Source organism: Nostoc sp. (assembly GCF_036917095.1).
Taxonomy (GTDB): domain Bacteria; phylum Cyanobacteriota; class Cyanobacteriia; order Cyanobacteriales; family Nostocaceae; genus Nostoc.
The window spans coordinates 64,179-90,694 of sequence record NZ_JBALFH010000053.1 but is presented as its reverse complement, the minus strand read 5'-3'; the positions used below and the strand labels follow the sequence as shown (position 1 = coordinate 90,694).

The window sequence follows — 26,516 nt, the reverse complement described above, 5'->3', positions numbered from 1 at the left end:
GTTGCTGGGCGTTTATAATTTGTGGTTTGATTTTAAGAACCGTGGGGATAACCCAAAATCCAACATTCTAAAATCGCCCATGATTGAAATTGACGGTTCCTACGGAGAGGGAGGCGGACAAGTTCTTCGTACTTCCTTAAGTCTAGCGGCCATCACTGGCGAACCCATACTGATTTCAGGCATTCGCGCTGGACGCAAAAAGCCGGGATTAGCAGCACAACATTTAACCGCAGTTCGGGCTGCGGCGAGAATTTGTAATGCCCAACTACAGGGTGATGCTTTGGGTTCAATGCTGCTGGAATTCATCCCAGGTAGTGCTGTGCAACCTGGAACTTATACCTTTGATGTTAGTAAAGCACAACAAGGTGGTTCTGCGGGTGCGATCGCTCTAGTTTTACAGACAATTCTTTTACCTTTGGCACTAGCATCTGGCAATTCCCAAGTAACACTAAAGGGGGGAACTCATGTAAACTTTAGCCCGACAGTGACGTATATAGAGCAAGTTTATCTGCCCATATTGCAACGTATGGGAGTGGAAGCCCAAGTCAAGTTAGGTGCTTGGGGGTGGTTTCCCCAAGGCGGGGGAGAGGTAGAGTTGCAGGTGAGTGGCGGTGGTAAACTCAACGGTATTAACTTGCTAGAACGCGGAGACTTACAACAGGTGCGAGGGCTAGCAGTGGTGACAGAATTGCCTTCCCATATTCCCCAACGGATGGCGAATCGTGCCGAAAATTTGTTACGGGAAGCTCATTTGAAAGTTGCTGTACACGCCTTGCGAGAAAAAGGTGTAGCACCTGGGGCAGGTATTTTTTTAACTGCTGAGTATCAGAACAGCTTGACTGGCTTTGGTGGATTCGGGCGATTACGGTTGTCGGCGGAGACAGTTGCAGAAATTGCTTGTCAGCAACTGCTTGAGTTTCATCAAACCGGTGCAGCAGTAGATGAACATTTAGCAGATCAGTTATTATTGCCAGCTGCTTTAGCCTCACAAGAAAGTCACTATCGCGTGGCTGAGGTGAGTAGACATTTGACGACAAATGCAGCGGTTATTGAACAGTTTGGATTGGCGCAGATAACAGTAGATGAAGCTCAGAAAGTTGTGTCAGTAAAGAGTTTGATTAGTTGAAATAAGTGTTATTACTTTAGTAGTAATTTATGAGAAAGCACTACTCAATAAAAAAGTTTAAATCAATCTTGTAACTTTTTCTATTTTTAACTAAAAATACCAAGTTTTAGAGAAAATTTTAATAAAAATTAAAAACTAATTTAAAAAATTTTAGTCAGAAACAAACTAACGACAATTTAAGCTGTTGTAACCACATTTTAAACGTTTCTCATCGGTTACCAATGATGAAATCTTAAATATTATGGCTGATTTTTTAGTTACTCAGGTTAAAACTACCAAGATATTTTTACTTGCATGGTCAGTGGTGTGCTGAATAGACATTTATATTACTGTTATTCATGGAGAGATACGCCCGACGTAGAGCGGTTTGCCAATAGACATCGCCATGTTGCTTACCGAAAATACTTACGAAAAACCTGAAACACTGCCAAGACTGCGTAAGTCCTATGATTAGCACAAGCGCCACTTCTAAATATCTGGGAATGTGAGGAATGTCAATTTTTGTCAAGCGCAAAACCCGCGATCGCGAAAGTCGCCCGCCCTATAGCCATCGCCAAACGCTACAGCAAAGCGCCGAACGCCAATTCAAACGCCAATTTTTCGGTTTACTTCTGGTAATTGTAACCTGGAGCCTAGCTATGGGCTGGCTTCTAGCCTTGGCAACTAACGCCCAAAGTGCTACTCCCAGCGCTGAAATTGGCACTGTTGATGTAGTACCTGCACAGTACCAACTGGGGCAAGAACTGTATTTAGAAAACTGTTCCACATGCCACATCGGCTTACCACCAGGCGTTTTACCCACTCAAACTTGGAAAAATCTCCTGCAAGACTCGCAGCATTACGGCGCACAACTAAAGCCTTTAGTCGATCCGCCCCGTATCTTAGTGTGGAAATATCTTTCAACTTTCTCTCGTGTCCAGTTAGACGACGAAGAAACACCCTATCGCCTTGACAACTCACGTTATTTCAAAGCTTTGCATCCAGGAGTTAAGTTACCGCGTCCCGTCCAGGTTGGCAGCTGTGTCAGCTGTCATCCCAGTGCTAGTGATTACAATTTCCGCCGCCTGACACCAGAGTGGAAGTGAATTAGGAGTTGAAAAAGAGGCAAGGGAGCAGGGGGCAGGGAGCAAGGGGGATAGAAAATAATGGGGATTTAACCTCACCTCAGAAGCCACGCAGAAATTGTGGGGGATTCAAACCCTTGCTCCTTCTAGTCGCTCCAGAAGGCATACAGTATTCCTTCAGCAAAAAACTGCCTTTCTTGTTGAAAAATTCATAACTCATAACTCTTGTACAGACGCGATTAATCGCGTCTCTAACTCTATTCCCCCGCTCCTTCTCCGGCCCCATCTGAGGGCAAAATGATACTATGAAGAAAGACTAAATATAAGATAAGAGTTAAAACCAATCAGTTTACTAAATGATTGGCTAGTTTTTGTCCTGTTTTTGAGTTAATTCTCCTTTCACACCCATCCACGACCAAGACGGTTGGTTGGGTTAAATGTTTATAATCAATGCCGACCCTTTAATCGCCATCCCCCTTGATTCAGTTCTATAATCTGCCATGCTAAAACTTTTGTTGGGCGACCCCAACGCTCGTAAGCTTAAAAAATACCAACCTTCTGTTACTGAAATTAACCTTTTAGAGGAAGAAATTAAAGTTCTTTCTGATGATGAGTTAAAAGGTAAAACCGCCGAATTTAAACAACGGCTTGCCAAAAGCGAAACTCTGGATGACATCTTGCCAGAAGCTTACGCTGTTGTCCGGGAAGCAGGACAGCGAGTCTTAGGCTTGCGGCACTTTGATGTCCAACTCCTTGGCGGTATCATTTTGCACGTAGGGCAAATTGCCGAAATGAAAACCGGCGAGGGTAAAACATTGGTTGCCACCTTGCCAAGTTATTTGAATGCCCTCACTGGTAAAGGTGTCCACGTGATCACGGTGAACGATTACCTGGCTCGTCGAGATGCGGAATGGATGGGACAGGTGCATCGATTCTTGGGGCTGAGTGTGGGGTTAATCCAGGCAAGCATGACTCCCAGCGAACGCCAGAAAAATTACGATTGCGATATTACTTATGTCACCAACAGCGAAGTAGGGTTTGACTACCTGCGGGATAACATGGCGACATCAATGGCAGATGTGGTGCAACGCCCGTTCAATTATTGCGTGATTGACGAGGTAGACTCGATTTTAATTGATGAGGCGCGGACACCACTAATTATTTCCGGGCAGGTAGAAAGACCTACAGAAAAGTATCTGCAAGCCGCTGAAATCGCATTCACACTCAAAAAAGACGAGCATTACGATGTGGATGAAAAAGCTCGTAACGTGCTATTAACAGATGAAGGCTTTGCTGAAGCCGAAAATCTTTTGGGAGTCACAGATTTATTTGACCCAGAAGATCCTTGGGCGCACTTTGTTTTTAATGCGATTAAAGCCAAAGAACTATTTCTCAAGGACGTAAATTACATCGTCCGCAATGGGGAAGTGGTAATTGTGGATGAATTTACCGGTCGGGTGCTACCCGGACGGCGTTGGAGTGATGGACTACACCAGGCGATTGAAGCCAAAGAACACGAAGAAATTCAGCCAGAAACTCAAACTCTAGCGACAATTACTTATCAAAATATGTTTTTGCTGTATCCAAAACTCGGTGGAATGACCGGAACGGCAAAAACGGAAGAACCAGAATTTGAAAAAATTTACAAACTGGAAGTCGCAGTAATTCCCACCAACCGTGACAGAAGACGCGAAGACTTGTCTGATATGGTCTTTAAGACAGAAGCAGGCAAGTGGGGAGCGATCGCTAAAGAATGTGCCGAAATGCACGAACTCGGCAGACCTGTATTAGTGGGAACCACTAGTGTGGAAAAATCCGAACTTCTCAGCCGACTGCTGAAGCAACTGGAGATTCCCCACGAATTACTCAACGCCCGACCAGAAAACGTTGAGCGGGAAGCGGAAATCGTCGCCCAAGCCGGACGCAAAGGTGCTGTTACCATTGCTACTAACATGGCTGGTAGAGGTACAGACATCATCCTCGGTGGGAACTCCGAATACATGGCGCGTCTGAAACTGCGGGAATACTTCATGCCCCGAATCGTCATGCCAGAAGATGAAGATACCTTTGGCGTGCAAAGACCAGCCGGATTACCTACAGGACACGGCGGTGGTCAAGGCTTCGTCCCTGGCAAAAAAGTCAAAACTTGGCGGGCTTCGCCAGAAATTTTCCCCACCCAGTTAACAAAAGAAACAGAAAAACTACTTAAAGATGCAGTAGAAATTGCCGTGCGTGAGTATGGCGAGCGCAGTTTATCGGAACTGGAAGCAGAAGACAAGGTAGCTGTAGCTGCCGAAAAAGCTCCCATCGACGACCCTGTGATTTTGAAATTGCGGGAAGCTTACAACCGCGTTAAGCGAGAATACGAACAATTTACTACTCGCGAACATGATGAGGTAGTGGGAATCGGTGGTTTGCACGTAATTGGTACAGAACGCCACGAGTCACGGCGGATTGACAACCAGTTGCGCGGACGTGCAGGAAGACAAGGTGACCCTGGAACAACAAGATTCTTCCTCAGTTTAGAGGATAACCTACTGCGGATTTTTGGTGGCGATCGCGTTGCTGGATTAATGCAAGCCTTCAACGTAGAAGAAGATATGCCCATCGAATCTGGGATGCTCACCCGCAGTTTGGAAGGCGCACAGAAAAAAGTTGAAACCTACTACTACGACATTCGTAAACAGGTATTTGAGTATGACGAGGTGATGAATAATCAACGTCGTGCTATTTATGCTGAACGCCGCCGGGTTTTAGAAGGTCAAGATTTGAAAGAACAGGTGATTAAATACGCTGAAAAAACGATGGATGACATCGTTGACTACTACATCAACATAGACTTGCCCTCGGAAGAGTGGGAGTTAGAAAAGTTGGTTGAGAAAGTCAAAGAATTCGTCTATCTGCTAGCGGATTTGCAGCCAAATCAATTAGAGGATATGTCTGTTACTGAGATTAAAGCCTTCCTCCACGAACAGGTGCGAATTGCTTACGATCTTAAAGAAGCGCAAATTGACCAAGTTCAACCCGGACTAATGCGCCAAGCTGAACGCTTTTTTATCTTGCAACGGATTGATACCCTCTGGCGGGAACACCTGCAACAAATGGATGCCTTGCGCGAATCGGTAGGATTGCGTGGTTATGGGCAAAAAGACCCGTTGATTGAGTATAAGAGCGAGGGTTACGAACTCTTCTTGGATATGATGGTTAACATTCGCCGAGATGTGGTGTACTCATTGTTCATGTTCCAGCCGCAACCGCAGCAGATGATGCAGGCTTCGTCTGAGATGGTGTAAGTAAGGAATATCTCTTACGCACAGACGCAAAGGCGCTGAGAGTGCTTTTGCGTCTTTGTGTTTTAAGGCATCTCTCAAAAATATTTTGTTTTCAGGAGTTGGCTGAAATGGGTAAACTCGTACTGCCAAATTTTCAGGGTAAGCAAATGGGACAAGTAATAGTTACCCTCACTCTCACGAATCGAATCGATCGAGTTTTGGCTCAACGAGGCTTTATTTCTCCAGAGGAAGTTCGCTCTTATATTCTGGATAATGTTTTAGTTGATACGGGTGCAACCTTGCTGTGTTTACCTGCTAGCATTATTAGTCAACTAGGTTTAGTCCAAGGTGGAGAAGCCCAGGTAGAGACTGCTGCTGGAGTGCAACAGGGGCGGATTTTCCGAGATGTTGAACTTAGTATTGCAGAACGTCAAGGAACTTTTGATTGTCTGGAACTCACAGAAGTACCTTATGCCCTTTTGGGCGTGACGCCTATGGAAGTTTTAGGGTTAGAACCAGACCTTAAAAATCGGAAGTTGCGGGTTTTACCGATGAATTCTGAACAAACTTATCTGAGTGTATTGTAAGCGATCGCTTGTTTCCTGCAATCGTTGAATAATGTGAAGACTTGTCTGTAGAGCAATCTCATCTCACAGAACTTTTATATAGGGTCATACTATTGGAGTGTCTAATGAAAAGAGTCATGACTGCTCCAGTGGAAGCATTATTAAGTGTCAGAGGACTGAAAATAAGTCTGAAGATTTTGAAAATGGTCAGACATTTGGACTTTCCATTTTTGTCAAACGAAGAATTAATTTGGAATGCTGAAGAACTTTTTTTGGAGTTAGATCGGCAAGGAACTCTCAATGAAAAAACTTTTATTTATCTGTAGTAAAAATAAACTGCGAAGTCCCACCGCCGAGGCTGTTTTTTCTGAATATGAAGGACTTGAAACAGACTCAGCAGGTTTAGATCGCTCTGCCGAAGTACCAGTTTCAACGGAAGCGATCGCATGGGCTGATATTATCTTTGTAATGGAAAAATCCCATAAAAACAAGCTATCAAAAAACTTTCAGCCCTTGCTTAAAGATAAAAGAATTATATGTTTAGATATTCCAGATGAATATGAGTATATGGAACCAGCTTTAATTGGATTATTAAAACAGAAAGTTCTACCTTTATTAAGGATTAAAGATTAAAAATGAATATTCAAAAAGCTTTTAATACTGCCGTGGCAGATTACGATAGTTTACGTCGTATTCTAATTCCCTGTTTTGATGACTTTTACAAAACAGCCGTTGAAATCATATCAGGCGACGGCACTGCACCGCTAAAGGTTCTAGATTTGGGTGCTAGTACTGGACTTTACTCAGGTATGGTTCAGTCCGTCTTCCCTTAGAGTTCACCTTGCTGAACTTAGCTCCTGAGATGTTAGAGAAAGCTAAGTTTAGATTTAGTAAAATAGGTTAATTTCCCAAAATGCTCCCTTACCTTTCGTTTAAGTCGGCAAGTCTGAGAATGCACGCTGAAATATTGATTCTGTCCTCGCCAACCTTGAGAAATCAGGTCAAAATGAGCGAATGGTGAGTTTCAGCAAAACAGACTTTATTAAAAGGTGCCAAAAATATCACAATCTTGCAAAATAATAAAGTAAGTCGAGTATCACAAGACTCACTTGATATCCTCATTTATTCTAGGAAAATATGACTCATCCTTTCCTTGAACGCCTGCGTAGTCCAGATAGCCCAGTCCTCGTCTTCGACGGGGCGATGGGAACCAACTTACAAACCCAAAATCTGACTGCTGAAGACTTCGGCGGCCCACAGTATGAAGGTTGTAACGAGTACTTAGTCCACACAAAACCCGAAGCTGTCGCTAAGGTTCACCGCGACTTTCTCGCTGCTGGTGCAGATGTCATTGAAACCGATACCTTTGGCAGTACGTCCCTGGTGCTGGCAGAATATGACTTGGCAGACCAAGCCTACTACCTCAGCAAGACAGCCGCAGAATTGGCCAAGCGTGTAGCGGCGGAATTTTCCACGCCAGAAAAACCCCGGTTTGTGGCAGGTTCCATCGGCCCGACAACGAAACTTCCTACTTTGGGACATATTGACTTTGACACCATGAAAGCGACTTTTGCTGAACAAGCAGAGGCGCTGTGGGATGGTGGTGTCGATTTATTTCTGGTGGAAACTTGCCAAGATGTGCTGCAAATTAAGGCGGCGCTGAATGCCATTGAAGAAGTGTTTGCTAAGAAGGGCGATCGCAGACCGTTGATGGTTTCTGTGACAATGGAAAGCATGGGCACAATGTTGGTTGGTTCCGAAATCAGTGCTGTGCTGACAATTTTGGCACCTTATCCAATTGACATTCTCGGTCTAAACTGTGCCACAGGCCCAGACTTGATGAAACCACATATCAAGTATTTGGCAGAACATTCACCTTTCATCGTTTCTTGTATACCCAACGCGGGTTTACCTGAGAACGTCGGCGGTCAAGCGCACTACCGCCTGACACCGTTAGAATTACGGATGTCATTGATGCATTTTGTTGAAGATTTGGGTGTCCAAGTGATCGGGGGTTGCTGTGGGACGCGTCCAGAACACATTCAACAATTGGCAGAAGTAGCTAAAGGTCTGAAGCCAAAAGTTAGACATCCTAGCTTAGAACCAGCAGCAGCATCAATTTACACCACTCAGCCTTACGACCAAGATAATTCTTTCTTGATTGTTGGCGAACGTCTGAACGCCAGTGGTTCCAAGAAGTGCCGCGATTTGCTAAATGCCGAAGATTGGGATGGACTCGTTTCAATGGCGAGGGCGCAAGTCAAAGAAGGCGCACACATCCTCGATGTCAACGTCGATTATGTGGGACGCGACGGCGTGCGGGATATGCACGAATTAGTTTCGCGCATTGTTAATAATGTCACACTGCCTTTAATGCTTGACTCCACCGAATGGGAAAAAATGGAGGCAGGTTTAAAGGTTGCCGGTGGTAAGTGTTTGCTGAACTCCACCAACTACGAAGATGGGGAACCGCGCTTTTTGAAGGTGCTGGAGTTAGCAAAAAAATACGGTGCTGGTGTAGTCATTGGTACTATCGATGAAGATGGAATGGCGCGAACGGCAGACAAAAAGTTTGCGATCGCCCAACGCGCATACCGCCAAGCTGTAGAATTTGGCATACCTCCCACAGAAATATTTTTTGATACCCTCGCGTTACCCATTTCCACCGGGATTGAAGAAGACCGAGAAAACGGTAAAGCCACAATTGAATCTATCCAGCGGATTCGTGAAGGATTGCCTGGATGTCATGTGATTTTGGGTGTTTCCAATATTTCCTTTGGTTTAAATCCAGCCTCGCGGATGGTGTTGAACTCGGTGTTTTTGCACGAAGCGACAACGGCGGGAATGGATGCAGCCATTGTCAGCGCTAACAAAATTTTACCGCTCTCGAAGATTGACGCCCGCCATCAAGAAATTTGTCGCCAGTTGATTTATGATGAGCGGAAGTTTGAGGGTAACGTCTGCGTTTACGATCCCTTGGGAGAGCTTACCACAGCGTTTGCTGGGGTGACAACTAAACGCGATCGCTCCTTAGATGAAAGTCTCCCCATCCCAGAACGTCTCAAACGCCACATCATCGACGGCGAACGCATTGGCTTAGAAGAACATCTGAAAAAAGCCTTAGAAGAACATCCCCCCTTGGAGATTATCAACACCTTCCTGCTAGATGGCATGAAAGTTGTCGGGGAATTATTCGGTTCTGGACAAATGCAGCTACCCTTCGTCTTGCAATCTGCGGAAACCATGAAAGCGGCGGTGGCGTTTCTTGAACCATTCATGGAAAAATCAGAATCAGGCAACAATGCCAAAGGAACCTTTATCATTGCCACAGTTAAAGGTGATGTCCACGACATTGGTAAAAACTTGGTAGATATCATCTTGTCCAACAACGGCTACAAGGTGATTAACCTGGGAATTAAGCAGCCAGTAGAAAACATCATCAACGCTTACGAACAGCACAAAGCTGATTGTATAGCCATGAGTGGTTTGCTGGTAAAATCCACCGCCTTCATGAAAGAGAACTTGGAGGTATTCAACGAAAAGGGAATTAGTGTCCCCGTAATTTTAGGTGGTGCGGCGCTGACTCCCAAATTTGTGCATGAAGATTGCCAAAATACCTACAAAGGTAAAGTTGTTTATGGCAAAGATGCCTTTTCTGACTTGCACTTCATGGATAAATTAATGCCAGCAAAGGCAACTAATAACTGGGAAGATTTGCAGGGATTTTTGAACGAAGTCGAAACTTCAGCAGTTTCGACGAATGGTCACAAAGAATCAGTAACTAAAACTGCTGAGGAAACAATATCTGCTGAACCAAAAGTAGTAGATACCAGACGTTCTGATGCTGTGGCAATAGATATTGAACGTCCCACCCCGCCTTTCTGGGGAACGAAATTGTTGCAGCCTATTGATATTCCCATCGAAGAAATATTCTGGCATTTAGATTTACAAGCTTTAATTGCTGGACAATGGCAATTCCGCAAACCAAAAGAGCAATCTAAGGAAGAATATCAGGCTTTCTTGGCTGAAAAAGTGTACCCAATTTTAGAAACTTGGAAACAGCGAATTATTGAAGAAAATCTTTTGCATCCCCAGGTAATTTATGGGTATTTCCCGTGTCAAGCCGAGGGGAATTCTCTACATATATATGACTCAAAGAACCAATCACAACAGGTTGCAACTTTCGAGTTTCCTAGACAAAAATCGTTAAGGCGGCTGTGCATAGCAGATTTCTTTGCACCGAAGGAATCGGGAATTATTGATGTCTTCCCAATGCAAGCGGTGACTGTGGGTGAAATTGCCACAGAGTTCGCCCAAAAGCTGTTTGCTGCCAATCAATACACCGATTATCTGTATTTCCACGGCATGGCAGTGCAGGTAGCGGAGGCTGTGGCTGAGTGGACACATGCCAGAATTCGCCGAGAGTTAGGTTTTACTGCTGAGGAACCCGACAATATTCGGGATATATTGGCACAACGCTATCGTGGCTCGCGGTATAGTTTTGGGTATCCAGCTTGTCCAAATATTCAAGACCAGTACAAGCAACTGGAGTTATTGCAGACTGACAGGATTAACTTGTATATGGATGAAAGCGAACAACTTTATCCAGAACAGTCTACCACTGCAATTATTGCTTACCACCCGTTAGCAAAATACTTTAGCGCTTAATCTATATCCCCTCTCCTTAATAAAGAGAGGGGTGCCCGAAGGGCGGGGTGAAATTATTATATTGTGAGCAATTCAATCAAGGTTAGATAAACATTTATAGTTCTCGCTTGACCTCACCTTATAAAGGAGAGGAGACTAGAATCGAAAATAAAATGACTAAACGTTTATAACAAAAATAGTGAAATAGAAAAAAGGCGACTATTACGCAGAAATATCTCAAAAGCCGAGAAACTTATTTGAGATAAAAGAAGGCGTAGACAGTTGGACAACTGCAAATTTCGCCAACAATATAGTGTAGATAAATTTGTTATAGATTTTTATAGTTCTAAATTCAAGTTAGCTATAAAAATTGATGGCGAAAGTCATTTTAAAGAAAGTGCTGCTGAATATGATAAGGCAAGACAATAATTTATTGAATCAGCAGGAATTAAGTTATTAGATTTACCAATAATGATCTAGATGCTAATTTTTCTGGGGTATTAGAAAATATTGTTCATAATATACGAAATTTAAGGGCATAGTAGTTGAACCTCACTCCCAGCCCCTCTCCTTATTAAGGAGCTACAGTCTTATACACAAGTCTTTCTCGATGCAATTTACGGTTTATCTAATAGCTCAAGAAAACCTCACCCTGGTTTTGCGTAGCATAACCTATCCTTCTCCTTACTAAGGAGAAGGATAGGGTGAGGTTCCGACTGTATTACACCGAAGGGAAAACCGCTATATCTAATTATTTCGCACCTAACTGATATCTTTCCTTTAACAGATGGGTATTATAAGCTTAACTCTGCTTACAACATCTTCATAAATCTGCCTTCAAATAAAATACATTTCCGCAAATATACTGTGAAGCTATGGTCTTATTCTTTAGGAGACTTTAATTAAATAAATATGAAAAAATCAGTGTTTTCCGGATAAAATAAACCATTCATAAATGATATAACTTTAAACAAATTGTCTTTTGTTGTAGCTACTTGATTTGGAAGCTAATAAAACCAGATGTAGTAGTTAGATAAATATAGCCTCATATTGTGCCTATGAAAATATTTTTAAGGCATGATTTAGGATATAGAAAAAATAGTAAATCCGCTATAAACCACTTAATAGGGAAGCAGCTATGCCACGAAAACCTCAGCTATTCAAGGCAATTAAAAAAAACTTCAGACAAATTAGTAAGCAGTTTTTATCTGCAATTAACAAGCAAATTGTTTGGCTATTGCGGACTTGTTTCGGCACTAGAAGAAAACGCATCTCGGAGAATGCTGGATTTTTGTTGCCGACAGTGGCGATGGTAATTTTAGTAGTTGTGTTGTTAACAACTGCAATTTTATTTCGGTCTTTTGAACGCTCCAAAAATGCTAGTAATGTCAGGGTTAATGAAGCTGTGCTGAACGCCGCAGCACCAGCCCTTGATAGAGCTAGAGCAAAATTAGACAAGCTATTTGATGACCGTCGATTGCCACGAGCCACACCCTCAGATACAGCTTTAGAGAGTGCTTTAAAAAATTATTTGAATGAATATACCTTTGGGGACGAAACTCAACTAAATGTAAATTATACCGGTCAAACAGCACTGCCAACTGCATGGATGTTCCCCATTGATACAAATAACAATGGGAAATTTGACACCTATACTCTTTATGGAATTTATTTCCGAAATCCGCCTATAACTACTGGCTCATATAATCGTGCTAGAAATCCTCTGGAGGCAAGAACTCCGCCCATGACTTCTGGTAGTATTACCAACGGTTGTCAAGATACTCTAGGAACGAGTGCTACTTTGGTGGGCAGTACCGGCTGGTTTAATATTGCTGGTAAGCTGAGGAAAAGTTTTTTTGTTTACACTGCTAATGTTCCCATCACTAACCAACCTGCTGATACAGATAAATACGAAACTTTCACTGGAAATAAAGGTTTTTCAGGTTTAGAGTATCAACAAGACCGCGTACAACTACCGCTAGTTAACAATGCGGTGGTTTATGACGATGATATAGAACTTACCCCAGGTCCTACATTTAACCTAAATGGACGGATATTAACTAACAGTAACTTCCTCACTGGTAGTAATGCTAATACGGTCACACTTTATCAGGTCAGTAGTAAAAATTCTTGTTTCTACGATGATGAAAACGCCAAAATTATTGTCGGTGGAAATTTAGGCGCAGGTCTTTTCACCAGTGACACTAATGATGCAACCAATCCTACTGTGGTACATTTATTCCAAGGTTTAGGAGTTGATCCTAATACTTCTTCTGGTGTTAATGTTACAGATAACAAATCAGTCGCTGGAACAGCGAATAAGATTGCGTACAATAGTTTAGCTTATGTACAACGCATTAATCTTTTGGTGCAAGCACAGGCTGCTAACGCTGCATCTACCGATCCACAAGAAGTCAAAGATGGCATTACACAGCAATTAAAAGTATTAAATCTAACTACCTCCACCGCCTCCACAGACCTACAAGCTAGTATCCGCAATAACCAGCTAGGACTTTATTTTAGAAAACGTACACGCCGTGTGCCTTATGCTGAGATTCTCTTTGGTAATAATGCACTAGGGACTTATATTCTCACTACAGTGCTACAAGGAAGTGGTGATTCGCTGCGTCCACCAGACACTTGGGTTTATCCTTTTGATCCCGCAGATGGTAAAACTAGAACTAATTATGCCAATTTAACACTCAAAGCTAATACTTCTGATAGTACCAAGCTATTACCCAGTGCTACAGAGCCAACTAAGCAGCGACAAGTAGGTAAAGAACAGTTTGTTGGCGATCGCATTTTGCTGGGTAATAACCTACCTGCATTGTGGTGGAACGGGACAACATTTATTGGTTCAGATAGCGCAGATACCCAAAATATCACAGGCATTACCTGGGACGATCCGTCAACTGCAAATCGCACTCGCCGTAGTCGCGTACAGCAACTAGCTGATTTAGGAACTGTTGAGCGAGATGGAGACTGGGAATCATCTGCTGCTACAGTACCAAGTACTCCTCAAGATCCCGTGGGTGGCTTGCGCGTAGTGACTGGTGCAGGGATTTATTTGCCCAGTGATTTGATTGTTAGTAGTCCCAGCTTTAGCACAGCTGCAACCCAAATCTGGTCAGATATGATGCCAGTGCCTTCGGAATCACCTACCGTAGGCACAAGCCCTGATGCTAGGGATATAGCAGGCGGCTTTGACTACTCAACAATCCAAGTCGCAAATCAACCATATTTACGGATGCGGGCTACAGCAGTTTATCACTACCAAGCTAGTGGCTACAGCCAGACAAGCCCTACACCAATCGCTTGTATAAGTAGTTACTACGACCCAACTAATAGTACTACCGCTCGTAACCTCAATAGTCTTCCTTCTGCGACAGGTTTTATCTATGACAAAGCTGCAAATGGCTTATCCAACAATGGCATCGTCTATCCAGCTCCAACAAAGGCTATTTCAGACTATCAGAATTTGCTAAATTATGAAGCTAGTTTAAAGTATCCTAATGGGCGGATGGTGAATGAAGTTCTGAGCAAAGCTCTGGGCAAAGCAGCTGCCTCTCGGACGCTCTCAGAACAGTCTGCTATTGATGCTGCTATTTGTGCCATCCAAATATTAGATGGTACTCTCACTCCTAATAGCACAGTTATCCCTCACGGTACAATTTACGAAACTGCCTTTTTAGATGCAAGGCAAGTTAAAGCAATTCATAAGGATAAAACAACTCTTGGTGTAGAAACATTCACCAACGCTGATGGTGTAAATGGAGATGGTACTGGAACTATAGCAAACCCGTTTACAGACTACGAACTCGCCAAGGAAAGCCGCCAACCTCTAGAAATTCGCACCACTGTATTAGACATTAATAAGTTGCGGACAACAACTTATGGCACAGCAACACTACAAGAATACTTAATTCCCAATAGCGGTATTATTTACGCTACTCGTGATGATGCTCTCTTAGATTTGAGTTTTGCTGCTGGTATTACAGCAACAGACACAGCTACACAAATACAGAACAAAAAAGATATTCAAAAATCAAGTAGCCCGGTAGACTTCAGACTTGACCCAACTCGCCGCCCTAACGCCATCATGTTAATCAATGGCAACCCAATCTGGCGTACAAGTGATTACAGAGATGGAGAAAAAGGTTTAATTCTAGCTTCTAATTTGCCCGTGTATATTAGAGGCGACTTTAATATACATACTCAAGAAGAGTTTACAACAGCTCTAGATCCTAATTGGAACAATTTTTACAATCGCACTGCAACAAACCGTAATACTGAATTTGCCTGTCGTAAAAATGACACTCGGCTACCAAATAAGTGTCTACCAAATGGAGATCAATGGCGACCTGCCAGTGTGTTGTCAGATGCGATCACACTTCTTTCCAATAACTTCCAGTTGGGCTACCGCAGTGATGGAGACTATGACCTGAATAATAACTTGGGGGATAACACTTCTATTACTGCATTTCAGAACAATGGGTTTGCCACCAACAACACCAATGTCGTCAATGCTGCTTGGTATGGTAGTGACGGCTTACCCCTGAGCAGTAAAAGTAGTTCTTACCTCAATAACTTTGTTACACCCATCCAGCGGAGAATAAATGATACAAGTAATTTAAAACCAGAATATTTAATGGAAGTATGTCCAAAACTACCTGTTTCAGCTTGCGATCCGGGTACTGATTGGTGGGTAGCACTACCCGGCGATGTTGCTGCATATCCAGCAGGTTTAAGAGCCTCAGATGTTACTGGTACTCCTGGAAATGGACAGACTTTTTCTCTAACTACCCATAAAGCAGGTACAACAGCACAATTATCGGCTGATTCTAAATATCTAAGTTATCCTCGGCGTGTTGCCTTTCTCCGTAGTGCATTGGGACAACTCACGCTTGATGGTAGTAATAAACCAACCATTATAGGTATCAAGGGCGGGAAAATAACTTCATTTCCGTTGGGTAGTTTTAGTACTAGTAGTCCAGATACCAAAGCTAATGCTCTATGGTTCAAATCAGGCAACAGTCCCAGTAATACCCCAACATTTTCATTTACTTCATCAACAACATTTCCTACAACAAACCAACCAATTTTATCGCCAGTGTTACAAATTAACGTTGCTTTCAACACTAGTGATGAAACTACACAACCATTAGGATCTGATAACTTAATGGGCCCTACTCCCAATAAACAGAATACTTATTGGATGCAGTGGGCAACAACCACCACCTTTAACGTAGCCGCAGCAGGGGGAGACACGCCAGCTCGCCCGACAGAAGATAATGGTGGTTTACACAACTTTGTCCGCTTCTTAGAAAATTGGAACCCAACTGGAGACGTAAGCGCTGCCATTGTAGCTAAGATTAATGGCTCTTTTATCCAAAGAACTCGTAGTGCTTATGCTACTGCACCATTTGTAGCGTACTTAAGTTCTGGCTCATCTCTGGCAGCATATCCGATCGCTAACTCTGGTGGTCAAGTACCTTTTTACCTGGCTCCTAAACGGCAGTGGGGTTATGATGTCGCCTTGCTGTCTCAATCACCAGATGCATTTTCCCAAAAGTTAGCGATAACGCCAGATGACAAACCCAATGAGTACTTCCGAGAAGTCGGTCGAGATGATGCATGGGTGCAAGCTTTGTTATGTGCCAAAAAAGCCTCAGATAGTACTCATGTCGTTGATAACGATCAACTTCCTACTAGCTGCCCATCATAAAAATGTCAGAAACTGATTAGTAACTATGATTAAGCACAAAAAACAGCAAGTAAGTTACCCATCTGGTGAAGCTGGTTTTACGATCATTGAGTCGCTGGTAGCAATGCTAGTAGTTGCTATTTTACTGGCAGCGATCGCACCTACCATCGTGATTGCAACAGCAACTCGTGTCCAATCAAGACGCGTAGAACTAGCCACCCAAGCTGTCAGAACTTTCATTGACGGTGTAAAAACGGGAGTAGTGACAACCCCTGCTACCACTATTACACTGACCCAATCAGCCGCTGCAACACCCAGGAGTTTAGGTGACAATTTACTCAACACAGACTCCGCAAGTATGCCAGTTCCTACAGCATCAACATCCTTATATTGCATCACGAAAGACACAAACAACAACCTAACCATTAGTAACCCAAACTGTACAAGCAACTTATTTTACATTCAGGCTGTAAAAATTATAGTCACAGGAAGCACTCCAACAGATACAACAACCGGTCTACCAAAAGATGGCTACCGTTTGGGAATTCGAGTTTATCGGTCAGATATTGACTTTACTAATGCTAAGGCTAGCAACGGTAGTGACAAAAAAACACAAAGAACTTTCACAGGTACTTTAGGCGATCGTCAATCCCCACTAGTAGAAATGACAACTGAAATCGCCTCTAGAAACACTAGCTTCAATGCTCTATGTCAACGTCTTGCTATTACTGGCAGCACTACTAGTAACACCACTTGTAATTAATTCCTACACAGTAAGTAAGTTTGAAAGATATGACTTTTTAAGAAAGTGGTAATTCAATTACTGTAATGGTTAACATCCAATACGGTTCAGATCGGAATCCTCCCGCCTCTGACCATCTCCTTTTTAAGGCGGGCTGGGGGATCTTCCCTCGATAAACAAGCTAACCGAACCGTATTGGGTTAACATCGCCAACACATGGTATAAGTTTACACTATCATTCTCTAAATATATTTCTATGACTAAGGGGTAGACTGTGGTTATGAAGAATTTACTCAGATTTCTTCTCAGCATTCAGATGAAACGCTCTAAGTTGGTTCAGCAGGTTAATGGTTTTACCCTGATAGAACTTTTAGTAGCCTTATTGCTGGCATTTCTAGTGCTTACACCACTGCTAGGATTTATGGTTAATATTCTTAGCACAGATCAAAAAGAGCAAGCAAAGGCAAATTCTGAACAAGAAATCCAGTCAGCAATTGATTACATTGCCCGTGATTTACAACAAGCCGTCTACATATATGATGGAGCTGCACTAACTACCAATTCAAACACTGTCGCAGCAAGCTCAGGAATTCAAGACCAAATACCCCCTGTTAAAACTGCTAGTGGTTGTGATTCTTCTATTACTACTATTACTTGTAAACCCGTTTTAGTGTTTTGGAAACGCAAGTTTATCCAAAATGTGATTACACCTTCTGGCACGACAACAAGCAAAGATGATACTTTTGTTTACTCATTAGTTGCCTACTATTTAATCAAAGATACCAGTACTAGCACCACTTGGTCAAAAGCGGCTCGCATTGCCAGATTTGAAATTAGTGATGGAGTTCTCGCTACTAGTGGTACTCCTAATTGTAATACTACTGACTATCCGAATGACTCATATATTGATACCAGCCACTGTCCCGATCCAGGTTTTCAGCGTTTTAACCTGAATCTACCAGGTGCCGTAGGTATAAAGAACCAAATGAATTCATGGAAAAAAGCTTCCTTAGCTTACACTCAAAAGCCTTTAGTACTAGTCGATTTTATCGATCAAACCTCTATTACCACAAATCCTACTTGCCCCACTGGAACAACACTTAGCTCAGGTAGTCTCATGGGCTTTTATGCTTGCGTTGATGTAGCTAACACCACAGCACAGGTGTTTTTACGAGGTAATGCACTGGCTCGGTTGCAAAATAGCAATTTTGATTACTCTTCAAATAACCAAACCTACTTTCCAACAGCAAGCGTCCGCGTGCAGGGACGTGGATATTTATTTACTAGATGAACTTAAAAATAGACAGCACAATTAATGGTGAGGTTATGATGGGCAACTTAACTTTCAAGTTATTCCATACTAAGATGTGTAATCAAGATACCAAGCAGCGATTTCATCCTCAACATGATGCTGGCTTTAGTTTAATAGAATTGCTTGTAGTGGTGTTCATGATCGGAGTTTTATCTGCGATCGCAGTTCCTGGCTGGTTTAGCTTTGTAAACCGACAACGCTTGAATAAAGCTCAAGATGCGGTTTTAGCGTCCATACAGCAAGCACAGCAAACAGCTAAAAAGAACAAACTTAGCTACAGTGTCAGTTTTACAACTGATAGCGCCAATGTAATAAAAGTTGCAGTCTATCCCAGCAGTTCCTCTGGTATTGCCTTAAGTGATAATAGCTGGCAAAGCTTGGGCGGAGGTTTACAAATTCCAGCAGGCTCAGTGTTATTGAGTAGTAACATTGCTAGTCCAAACACAATTGGTACTCTATCGTCTACACCATACGTTTCTACTACTCAGCAAAATACTATTACCTTTGACTATATGGGGACTCTTTCTTTTAGCACAACCCCAACATCACCAGACGCACTAGGTTTAAAAATTGTGCTGGCTTCTGCTGGAAGTTCTTCCTCTAATAGCTTAAAGCGATGCATCATTGTAAATACTCTCTTGGGCGCAGCTCTTAAGAAAAGAGATGCTGACTGCGATTAAACGTACTTGTAGCAATTAAATAAAAAAGATACCTAAAAATACGGTATATAAAACGGTAAAATAGATAGCAAAATTGATAGAGAAGGTGCAGTTTCTCTAGTTTTACATATTTGACTGATTATTAACCACAAGGAAGAGTTTGTAACATTTTATAGTATGTTAATTTATTGAGCATACTATGAAGAGCATCACACTTAGAAATATAACTTTAGAGCAATGAACAATTGCCTTGACTTTACTGTAGCTATCCCAACTTATAACGGTGAAAGTCGTTTGCCTGAACTACTAGAACGGCTACGAAACCAACTTCATACCGAAAATTTATCTTGGGAAATTATAGTTGTAGACAATAACAGCACTGATAATACAGCTAAAGTTGTTCAAGAAACTCAACAAAATTGGCGGTGTCCTTATCCTTTAAAATATTGCTTTGAAGCAAAACAAGGCGCAGCTTATGCTCGAAAAAAAGCAGTTGCAGAAGCTAAAGGTAGATTCATAGGTTTTTTGGATGATGACAACTACCCAGTATCAAATTGGGTATCCGCAGCTTATGCTTTTGGTGAAAAATATCCTAAGGCGGGAGCTTATGGCAGCCAAATTCACGCTGACTGGGAAGTAGAACCACCAGAAAACTTTCAGCGAATTGCTCCATTCTTGGCGATTACAGAGCGAGGTAATTTACCCCTATTATACGAAACAGCCAAAAAAATATTACCTCCCTCTGCGGGACTTGTTGTCCGTAGACAAACGTGGTTAGAAAGTGTACCAGATAAGCCTATTTTAACTGGGAGAGTTCAAGGCAATATGATTGCCAGTGAAGACTTAGAGATGTTGTCTTACATCCAAAAATCAGGATGGGAAATCTGGTATAACCCAGAAATGGAAATTTCTCATAAAATCCCAAAATCTCGGTTACAAAAAGATTATTTAATTCCGTTTTTTCGAGGTATTGGACTTAGCCGTTATGTAACTAGAATGGTTCATATCAAACAGGTGTATAGACCCGTTGCTCTTTTATCTTATATGATAAACGATCTGCGTAAAATCGCTTTCCACTTTCTAAAATATCGAACTAAGCTAAAACATGATTTGGTAGTTGCTTGCGAAATGGAACTTTTTTTAAGTAGTTTCATTAGTCCTTTTTATCTTTGGAAAAATGGATATTTAAAAAAATAAAATTTCAAAAAATTAGGTATTATGACTAAATTAGCAGTTGAAAGTTTAGATGTTAGCGTAGCCATTCCTGCATATAATGGAGCAACCCGTTTACCTAAAATATTAGATAAACTCTTAACCCAGACAGGAGTAGAAAAACTTAACTGGGAAATTATTATTGTGGATAACAATAGTTCTGATAATACATCTGAAATAATCCAGGATTACCAAAAAATATATAATGGAAACTGTCATTTAAGATATTTTTTAGAAACCGAGCAGGGAGCCGCTTTTGCACGACTGCGGGCAGTACGTGAAGCTAGAGGGCAGCTAATCGCATTTTTAGATGATGATAACTTACCTGCAAATGATTGGTTATCAGAAGCATATAGATTTGGATTGGAACATCCTCAAGCAGGTGCTTGGAGCGGGCAGATTCATGGTGATTTTGAAGTAAATCCGCCAGAAAATTTTGAAAGAATTCAAGCTTTTTTAGCCATTAGAGAACATGGGCAAAATCCACATTTGTTTGATGCGGATAATTTAAGACTTCCTCCTGGTGCGGCGCTTGTTGTTCGGAAACAGGTATGGTGTGAAAATGTACCACAACGGCCTACTTTAAGCGGGAAGCTGCCTGGTATTTTGGTGCAGGGTGATGACTATGAACCATTGCTTTACATACATTATGCAGGCTGGCAAATTTGGTATAACCCTACTATGCATACTTATCATCAAATACCACATTGGCGACTTGAGAGAGATTACCTCTTAACTCTGGCACGCGGCTGTGGCTTATGTATTTTCCAGCTACGCTTGATAAATACTAAAAATTGGCAAAAACCAATAGTGTTTGTGAAAACGATTTTAGGGAATTTACGCCGAGTATTACAGCACCTCATTCAGTATAGAGGGCAATTCAAAAGTAATCTAATTGCTATCTTCGAGATGGAGTTTTATTTGGCTAGTATGATAAGTCCTCTTTACTACTTAAAATGTAGTCTAGGCAAAGTATTAAAAAATAAATTAGCCCTATAAAAAGATGAAAACCAGCAAAAATTTGCCAAAAATTTCTGTAATCATCCCCGCTTATAATAGTGAAAAAACTGTTAAGCACACAATTCAATCTGTTCTTAATCAAACTTTTACTGACCTAGAATTAATTGTAATTAATGATGGTTCACAAGACTCAACTTTAGAAGTTGTTACACAAATCCAAGACTCACGAATAAAAGTATTTTCCTATTCTAATGCTGGCGGAAACGTCAGCCGTAACCGAGGGCTAAACCGTGCGGTTGGAGAATTTGTTAGTTTCTTAGACGCAGACGATCTTTGGACACCTGATAAACTTGAGTCTCAATTAAAGGCTTTACAAGAAAATATTAGTGCAAAAGTTGCTTACAGTTGGACTGATTATATTGGCGCAAATGGCCAATTTATACTTTCAGGTAAGCGCATTAATGAAAATCAAAATGTTTACGAAAAATTGTTAATAAATAACTTTCTAGAGAATGGTTCCAATCCCTTAATTGATAGAAAAGCTTTAATTACACTAGGTGGTTTTGACGAATCTCTCAGTGCGGCTCAAGATTGGGATATGTGGCTGCGATTAGCCTCTAAGTTTGATTTTATATGTGTACCATCTGTACAAATCTTATATCGCATAAGTCCTTATTCAGTTTCTTCCAATCTTGTCAGGCAGGAAAAAGCCTGCTTGCAAGTGCTTGAGAGAGCATACAAGGAAAGACCTTCTCTACGAGACGCTACGCGAACAACACTTAAGAATAGTTGGAATATAAGCCTAGCAAATTTATACAAATATCTGACCTGCAAAGCCCTACAAAAGCCCTTTAATCGGCAAAAAGGTCTAGCCGCTGCTAGATTTCTGTGGAAGTATTTTCTTAATGACCCTTCAAGACTTCAAAATATAAATTTCACCTTAAAATTGTTATTGAAAATTGTCATAATTTTTACTTCGCCCAGCTTGCTCTACAGTATTATTAAGCGGCGCGAAGTCAGAAGCCAACAAGCTGAAACATTGCTCAACATTTGGGTAGCTGAAAATCGACCAGAAAGCAAAAATGGATACCCAGGTATATTTACGATTTCTAGTTAATGCAAAAAACCTCTGGAATAAGCACTCTAACAATGGTTTTACCTTACCAGAGGTGTTAGTAGTTGTTGTATTAATTGGTATATTAGCTACGCTAGGAACATCTAACTGGCTAACTTTTGTAGAAATTGGCCGTCTCAACACTGCCCAAAATGAGATTTACTATGCAATGCGCCAAGCCCAAAGCCAAGCCACCAAAGATAAATTGACTAGGCAAGCTAGTTTTCGCATACAAAATGGTGTCATGCAATGGACAGTTCATCAAGCAGAAGCAGGAAAATTCATTCCTGATGCTGTTAAAAACAATGGCAATTTATGGCATAACCTTGAGCCAAACATTCGCATTTATGAAGAGGAAAACAATCGAGGACAAAAGGAGACAACTTTACGACAACAGACTTCACCGCAAGTCTGGCGAGTTATATTTAACTACCAAGGTTGTCCTATTTATGAAGTTGGAGATGAATGTACTAACACATCACTAAGAACACTTGGGCAGATCACCCTATATAGCCAAAATGCTGGAAAGGCTAGACGTTGCGTCTATGTATCTACGATTATAGGGGCAATCAAAACTGGAAACGATCATCTCAGAGCCAACGAAAACGACAAGTATTGCTATTAAGATATTCTTAGTTTATTAAAACAAGGTATTGTGTGCTGAACTTACTAGCAAACCCAAAACAGCACCTAATTATTTTCACTCGCTATCCAGAACCAGGGAAAACCAAAACCCGATTGATTCCTGCTTTAGGAACTGTTGGTGCTGCCAATCTTCAACGGGAAATGACTGAATATACAATATTTCAGGTTCAAGAATTGCAAAAAGCAATTGCTGTATCTGTGGAAGTGCGGTTTGCAGGTGGTAATTTGCAACTCATGCAAGACTGGCTGGGGTTGGATTTGGTTTACCAGTATCAAGGTGAAGGGGATCTAGGTTCGCGGATGGCGCGATCGCTTTTCGATGCCTTTCAATCTGGTGTAGAACAAGTAATTATCATTGGTACAGATTGTCCTGGAGTGAATGCCCAGACTTTAGCAACAGCCTTTGAAAAGTTACACGCCTTTGACCTCGTACTTGGCCCTGCGATCGATGGTGGATATTACTTAATAGGTTTGCGCCAACCCATCCCGGAGTTATTCGTTAACATCGAGTGGGGAACTGCTCAAGTATTCCAAAAAACCGTGGACATTGCCCAGAAACTGGATTTATCGCATATGAACTTGTCGCCTTTAGCTGATATTGACCGACCAGAGGATCTACCAATTTGGGAACAGACCCTTGCAGGGGAGATATAGCGATTTTGGCGTTGCATAGTTGCTGGATGAATTAGTATCCGCGTTTTCAATATGATTCTATAAATTGGCGTTAGCGGAGCGGGGCGTTAAGAGGTACAGATGTAGTTCTGTTTACCACGACGACGCCCATTATTACGGCTAAGGTTGGATGCACAATATGGACAGTTCATCCCTTAATTATGCAACGCCGGGATTTTTATATAAGATGCAAGATACACTAGGGGCGCACAGATATGCGCCCCTACAAAACGCCTGTATTACGACCGATTGAGAACTGCAATAAGGGAAATCGATTAATTAATGAGTCTTTGACTCCAACCCCGCATTAGCTTCGTATCTTCAAATACTAGGAATTTCCTGAAGACACTGGACATAACAAATGTTACTGTGGCCTAATTGAAAACCAAGAGGCAGATAGCCTTTACCAGTATTGAATCTGCTTTATGTTTCTACACAACAGTCACAGTCATGGGCACAATATTCAAGTAGCTTGAAATATGAAAATCACTCGTATTCACCGCCAGTTTGAAAAACTATGGTTAACCGTTTTGCTTCCATGAGTACTACCCTCACACTTAAGGTAGTTGGAATAATCTGCATTTTGTCGTTTTTCGTTGACTTTTTGATTCTGCTGTTACCCTTTCAACCTACCGATCGAGTATGGCAAATCAACTTGGCAACAGCGCTAGTCGATCGAGGAATTGTTCCTTTGGTAGGTTTGGGGCTTCTGTTTGCTGCCTATTGGTTTGATACTGCTGATGCAGGAGGCGATCGCCCCCAAGGTATTGATTTAAGATTTCCCGCTTTGATCGTCTCAAGTATTTTAGGGTTGATGTTCTTGCTGATTTTTCCTCTGCACCTCAATAACGTCAATCAAGCTAAGACTCAAACACTCAACCGAATCACCCAAGAAGCAGATCAAGCAGAAAATCAACTCAATACTCGGTTATCGCAATTGCAAGCACAACTGAATACTGAGCAAGGAAAAGCTCAACTAGAACAGCTGCGAAACCAAACCAAAGCTCAGTTTAGTGAAATCCTCAAAGACGATCAAAAATATAAGCAAGCGCTTGAAAGCTCTCAAATTCCGGCAAATATCAAAGAGTTACTGAAGAAGGCTAAAACAAATCCTCAGGCACTTGACAAAGCTATCGAACAGCAAACAGATATTCAGACGTTGCAAACTCAACAACTGAGCCAAGTTCGCCAGCGCAGAGACGAAGCACTCCAACAAGCTAAAGATACTGCTTGGAAGTCTGGACTGCGGATTGGGATTAGCAGTTTGCTGTTGTCTATTGGTTACATTATCATCGGCTGGACAGGCTTAAGAGGTAGGGGTGCTATACAAGGTGGTAAACCTAGAGCTGCCGCACGCTAATCCACTATTTGGCATGGCAGTAGAACGTATCCAAAAATTATAAGACAAAGCAGGAGGCAGATAGCGCAGCGTAAAGCCTTCTCTACGAGACGCACTCGCGTTCGCTTAGAGCGAGTCCGCGAACGTCGGGCAGAAGGCAGGAGGAATGAAGTATAATTGATTACTTTAGTTATGGGTCAAAAACCCAGTTTAAAAATAAGGATTGTATTGAGATGCGTAGCGCGAGATACAAAGCTTTTACAACCTAAGTCCGACGTTTGCAAGCGTGGGTTACTTCTGCCTCCTGCCTTATGCCTTCTGAATGATGGGTTATACTGCCATGCTCCCAATAGCTAATAACAATAAAAAGGCAATTATCACTGAGTAAAATCGCTATAAAACTTGGGTAATGTTTTCAATTTACATACTTACATATAACGAAGAGCTAGATATTGCTGCTTGTATCGAATCGGCGATGCTATCGGATGACATCATTGTTGTGGATTCATGCAGTAGCGATCGCACTGTGGAAATCGCCAGTCACTATCCCATCCGCGTCGTCCAACACGCTTTTGAAAGCCACGGACGCCAACGCACCTGGATGTTAGAGTCTATCCCCCCGAAGCACGAATGGGTTTACATTCTCGAAGCTGACGAGCGCATGACACCAGAACTGTTCGCGGAATGCGAAAAGGCAAGTCAGAATCCAGACTACATTGGTTACTATGTAGCTGAACGCGTTATGTTCATGAATCGTTGGATTCGCCACAGCACACAGTATCCCCGTTACCAAATGCGCCTCTTCCGCCACGGTAAAGTCTGGTTTACAGACTACGGTCATACTGAGCGGGAAGTTTGTGAGGGTACAACTAGCTTTTTAAAAGAGACATATCCACACTACACTTGTAGCAAAGGCTTGAACCGCTGGATTGACAAGCATAACCGTTATTCTACAGATGAAGCCCAAGAAACGCTGTATCAGCTAGAACAGGGAAAAGTCAACTGGCAAGATTTATTCTTTGGGAAATCGGAAGTCGAAAAACGCCGCGCGCTAAAAGATTTATCTTTACGTTTACCCGCCAGACCGTTGCTACGGTTTGTATATATGTATTTTATCTTAGGCGGCTGTTTAGATGGGTCCGCCGGTCTTGCTTGGTGTACATTGCAGGCATTCTACGAATACCTGATTTTGCTCAAAGTCTGGGAAATGAAGTATCTACCAAAACCAAATTTAGATGCAACAGCAATTCTGGCACAAGAGAGTACACAACAGTTACAGTCTACGAATTCTGAAACTACACAGGCTGATGCGGCGTAAAGGGGACTGGAGATTAGAAGGATTAAACACTACAATTTGAAGCAGCGATCGCCGACAACGGACACATCGCGATCGCAAAATCAGAATTCAGAAGTAGGGGCACACAGCTAGCTGTGCGCCCCTATTGCGTGTTCCACCTAAACCAGAACCACCATAATAAATTA

The 26,516-nt window shown here is 42.1% G+C and carries 21 protein-coding genes; 20 read left to right on the top strand and 1 reads right to left on the bottom strand.

Translation table 11 applies throughout. The annotated features are described in order from the left end of the window. Window positions 1-79: 79 nt before the first annotated feature. The 18 genes from rtcA to V7L01_RS31035 all read left to right on the top strand — a co-directional run bounded on the left by rtcA (window position 80) and on the right by V7L01_RS31035 (window position 23,677). Window positions 80-1,126, top strand: a complete 1,047-nt coding sequence (rtcA, locus tag V7L01_RS31120; protein ID WP_335041817.1) for an RNA 3'-terminal phosphate cyclase — start codon at window positions 80-82, stop codon at window positions 1,124-1,126. Between the two features lie 491 nt (window positions 1,127-1,617). Continuing rightward, complete coding sequence (locus V7L01_RS31115) at window positions 1,618-2,211, top strand: cytochrome C (RefSeq protein ID WP_335041815.1); 594 nt, start codon at window positions 1,618-1,620, stop codon at window positions 2,209-2,211. 479 nt (window positions 2,212-2,690) lie between these two features. Then, complete coding sequence (secA, locus tag V7L01_RS31110) at window positions 2,691-5,483, top strand: preprotein translocase subunit SecA (protein WP_335041813.1); 2,793 nt, start codon at window positions 2,691-2,693, stop codon at window positions 5,481-5,483. Between the two features lie 107 nt (window positions 5,484-5,590). Then, window positions 5,591-6,049 (top strand): aspartyl protease family protein, encoded by a 459-nt coding sequence (locus V7L01_RS31105; protein ID WP_335041811.1) that lies wholly within the window; start codon window positions 5,591-5,593, stop codon window positions 6,047-6,049. A 104-nt stretch (window positions 6,050-6,153) separates the two neighbouring features. Then, window positions 6,154-6,354, top strand: a complete 201-nt coding sequence (locus V7L01_RS31100; protein WP_335041808.1) for a hypothetical protein — start codon at window positions 6,154-6,156, stop codon at window positions 6,352-6,354. Next, window positions 6,329-6,661 (top strand): low molecular weight protein tyrosine phosphatase family protein, encoded by a 333-nt coding sequence (locus V7L01_RS31095; RefSeq protein ID WP_335041806.1) that lies wholly within the window; start codon window positions 6,329-6,331, stop codon window positions 6,659-6,661. The genes V7L01_RS31100 and V7L01_RS31095 overlap by 26 nt, the downstream gene beginning before the upstream one ends. Before the next feature lie 2 nt (window positions 6,662-6,663). Next, window positions 6,664-6,861, top strand: a complete 198-nt coding sequence (locus V7L01_RS31090; protein ID WP_335041803.1) for a hypothetical protein — start codon at window positions 6,664-6,666, stop codon at window positions 6,859-6,861. 304 nt (window positions 6,862-7,165) lie between these two features. Continuing rightward, complete coding sequence (gene metH / locus V7L01_RS31085) at window positions 7,166-10,696, top strand: methionine synthase (protein WP_335041800.1); 3,531 nt, start codon at window positions 7,166-7,168, stop codon at window positions 10,694-10,696. 261 nt (window positions 10,697-10,957) lie between these two features. Beyond that, window positions 10,958-11,104 (top strand): endonuclease domain-containing protein, encoded by a 147-nt coding sequence (locus V7L01_RS31080; protein WP_335041798.1) that lies wholly within the window; start codon window positions 10,958-10,960, stop codon window positions 11,102-11,104. 709 nt (window positions 11,105-11,813) lie between these two features. Further along, the gene (gene hpsA / locus V7L01_RS31075; protein ID WP_335041796.1) at window positions 11,814-16,400 is read left to right on the top strand and encodes a hormogonium polysaccharide biosynthesis protein HpsA; all 4,587 of its coding nucleotides are present in this window, start codon (window positions 11,814-11,816) and stop codon (window positions 16,398-16,400) included. 25 nt (window positions 16,401-16,425) lie between these two features. After that, window positions 16,426-17,142, top strand: a complete 717-nt coding sequence (gene hpsB / locus V7L01_RS31070; protein ID WP_335041795.1) for a hormogonium polysaccharide secretion pseudopilin HpsB — start codon at window positions 16,426-16,428, stop codon at window positions 17,140-17,142. 259 nt (window positions 17,143-17,401) lie between these two features. Next, on the top strand, window positions 17,402-18,412 hold the full coding sequence (gene hpsC, locus V7L01_RS31065) for a hormogonium polysaccharide secretion pseudopilin HpsC (protein ID WP_335041793.1): 1,011 nt from the start codon (window positions 17,402-17,404) through the stop codon (window positions 18,410-18,412). Further along, the gene (locus V7L01_RS31060) at window positions 18,409-19,113 is read left to right on the top strand and encodes a pilus assembly FimT family protein (protein ID WP_335041789.1); all 705 of its coding nucleotides are present in this window, start codon (window positions 18,409-18,411) and stop codon (window positions 19,111-19,113) included. The genes hpsC and V7L01_RS31060 overlap by 4 nt, the downstream gene beginning before the upstream one ends. Window positions 19,114-19,329: 216 nt before the next feature. Then, window positions 19,330-20,289 carry a hormogonium polysaccharide biosynthesis glycosyltransferase HpsE gene (hpsE, locus tag V7L01_RS31055; RefSeq protein WP_335041787.1) on the top strand — a complete coding sequence of 320 codons (960 nt, stop codon included), beginning with the start codon at window positions 19,330-19,332 and terminating at the stop codon, window positions 20,287-20,289. Between the two features lie 21 nt (window positions 20,290-20,310). After that, window positions 20,311-21,303, top strand: coding sequence for a hormogonium polysaccharide biosynthesis glycosyltransferase HpsE (hpsE, locus tag V7L01_RS31050; protein WP_335041785.1), 993 nt, complete (start codon window positions 20,311-20,313; stop codon window positions 21,301-21,303). 4 nt (window positions 21,304-21,307) lie between these two features. Beyond that, entirely contained in the window at window positions 21,308-22,381 is a 1,074-nt protein-coding gene (locus V7L01_RS31045; RefSeq protein WP_335041783.1) for a glycosyltransferase, read from the top strand. Next, the gene (locus V7L01_RS31040; RefSeq protein WP_335041781.1) at window positions 22,347-23,003 is read left to right on the top strand and encodes a pilus assembly FimT family protein; all 657 of its coding nucleotides are present in this window, start codon (window positions 22,347-22,349) and stop codon (window positions 23,001-23,003) included. The genes V7L01_RS31045 and V7L01_RS31040 overlap by 35 nt, the downstream gene beginning before the upstream one ends. Before the next feature lie 32 nt (window positions 23,004-23,035). Further along, on the top strand, window positions 23,036-23,677 hold the full coding sequence (locus V7L01_RS31035) for a TIGR04282 family arsenosugar biosynthesis glycosyltransferase (protein ID WP_335041779.1): 642 nt from the start codon (window positions 23,036-23,038) through the stop codon (window positions 23,675-23,677). A gap of 86 nt (window positions 23,678-23,763) precedes the next feature. Here the strand turns inward: V7L01_RS31035 and V7L01_RS31030 are convergent, their stop codons facing one another. Beyond that, window positions 23,764-23,847 (bottom strand): transposase-like zinc-binding domain-containing protein, encoded by an 84-nt coding sequence (locus V7L01_RS31030; protein WP_442937053.1) that lies wholly within the window; start codon window positions 23,845-23,847, stop codon window positions 23,764-23,766. A 365-nt stretch (window positions 23,848-24,212) separates the two neighbouring features. Between V7L01_RS31030 and hpsJ-B the strand changes: the two genes are divergently transcribed. Both hpsJ-B and V7L01_RS31020 read left to right on the top strand, forming a co-directional pair. Further along, the gene (hpsJ-B, locus tag V7L01_RS31025; RefSeq protein WP_335041777.1) at window positions 24,213-25,055 is read left to right on the top strand and encodes a hormogonium polysaccharide biosynthesis protein HpsJ; all 843 of its coding nucleotides are present in this window, start codon (window positions 24,213-24,215) and stop codon (window positions 25,053-25,055) included. A 388-nt stretch (window positions 25,056-25,443) separates the two neighbouring features. Then, window positions 25,444-26,352: a glycosyltransferase family 2 protein gene (locus tag V7L01_RS31020; RefSeq protein ID WP_335041775.1), complete on the top strand. Its 909-nt coding sequence runs from the start codon at window positions 25,444-25,446 to the stop codon at window positions 26,350-26,352. Window positions 26,353-26,516 lie beyond the last annotated feature (164 nt).